2 pseudogenes are annotated in these 1725 nt (G+C 35.4%); one reads left to right on the top strand and one right to left on the bottom strand.

The annotated features are described in order from the left end of the window. Window positions 1-636 (top strand): annotated as a pseudogene (locus E0D98_RS23910) (SAM-dependent methyltransferase); the annotation flags it as partial. A gap of 69 nt (window positions 637-705) precedes the next feature. On the opposite strand, the pseudogene E0D98_RS23905 reads toward E0D98_RS23910, so the two are convergent. Then, window positions 706-1725: pseudogene (locus tag E0D98_RS23905) on the bottom strand (adenine methyltransferase); the annotation flags it as partial.

The following is a 1725-nucleotide window of genomic DNA, read 5'->3' as shown; positions in this document are numbered from 1 at the left end:
AGCCAACATTGCCCCGGAATTATTTATGATGAGAAGCAGCACGTTGAAAACCAGGAAAAGGGTTTACCAACCAATTTTTTATATATAGATGAAGAGTTTGAATATCTTTCTAAAAGTGTCAAAAATTACATAAAGTTAGGTGAAGTAGAGGAATACCACAAGCGTTATAAGTGCCGTATACGTAAGCCTTGGTTCAAGGTCCCATCTGTATATAGCACAGAGATTGGAATGTTAAAGCGTTGTCACGATGCGCCACGCTTAATTCATAACAGAGTTAGAGCATATACCACTGATACTGCATATAGAGTTTCTTCAACAGTTACTAGTACTGAGAACTTAGTGTGTAGTTTTTTGAACCCTATAACGGTCATTACAGCCGAACTCGAAGGACGCTTTTACGGCGGTGGCGTTCTTGAACTTGTCCCATCCGAGATAGAAAAACTATATATCCCTATCGTTGAAGGATTAGAACATAACGTTGAAGAACTTAACCTATTGATTAAAGATGGTCAAATAGAGAGGGTAATTCGACAACAAGGTTCACTAATCTTAGGCACGCTTGGTTTCACTCAAGAAGAAAATGAAAAACTTGTAGAAATATGGAAGAAGCTTAGAGATAGAAGGCTACGTAAGTAGGGTTTAAAAAGTCGGGGGCTCATAAAAAATCAATGCAGCTTTTAGCTGCATTGATTTTATCTGGTAACCTTATAGGTTTTTGTATAGATCTTCTACTGTTGGAATCTCGGAATCTAAATCCCCCAAGTCAAAAAGATTCTTAATCAAATAATCCATTTGGATTTTTTCTTGTTCAAATTGCCTTTCGAATATGATTTTATCTCTATCAGCTGATTTTTGAGTTTGGCTATACAGTTTATTCAAATACTGTTGCTTTGAACTGATCGTATCATGTATTTCTTTCTGTTTTGGATCATCAAAATCAATAGTAGGAATAGGCATTCTAGTTTGAACTTTTGTCCCACGAGCAACAAATCTACCTCTAAAAATATCACCATATATTGAAGCAAACCACTCAAGGTACTTTGATGTAAGGATTGCTTGGATATAATAGATAGAGTATCTAACGTTATTAGGAATGTTGATAATGCTATAGCCCGCAGTGCCTCCAGAAGAAACAAAAGTTCTATGGTTATCAATGCTGTACTTATATCCATTAGATAGAATACCAACAATCAGCTTCTGATCAACATCGCAGTTTTCTAATGCTTGGCTACGCCCGTATCTGTACCATTCATTAGGCCCAGTTGGGTCAGGCTTAATAGAGCGTTTCTTATCATTCAAATGGACTTTTACAACCTGCAGGAACTCAAATAACTTAGGATATTGACGTTTTAGTTCATCGTATTCAATGAACTGGATTCTTTCACCCACTTTCTTGTATGGGTAAACAACAAATGAATTAGGTTCAACGTCTTTATAAGTATAGAAACTATCATCACCTGAACGATTCGTTTCGAAGTAAGGGCGAGTTAATTCCTTTTCAATGTGGTATTCAATTCCATCATATTCAAAATAAATAAAACCATTTTCAGATTTGATTTCTTTATGAATGTAGTATTTATTTGCACTTGTCTGAATGCCATTTGCAACATTACTTTTTCCTACAATGTTACCTAGCTGTTCAGATTTTGAAAACATTAGCTTCAAAATGTCATTGATTTTCTTTTCTAGAACCCAAGTGTCAGAATCAAGAGAACTGGTTTGATA

The sequence above is a fragment of the Escherichia sp. KCJ4928 genome (genome assembly GCF_004352695.1).
Classification (GTDB): Bacteria; Pseudomonadota; Gammaproteobacteria; order Enterobacterales; family Enterobacteriaceae; genus ECMA0423.
The sequence above is the reverse complement of the archived record's forward strand: the minus strand, read 5'-3'. Positions and strand labels throughout refer to the sequence as shown.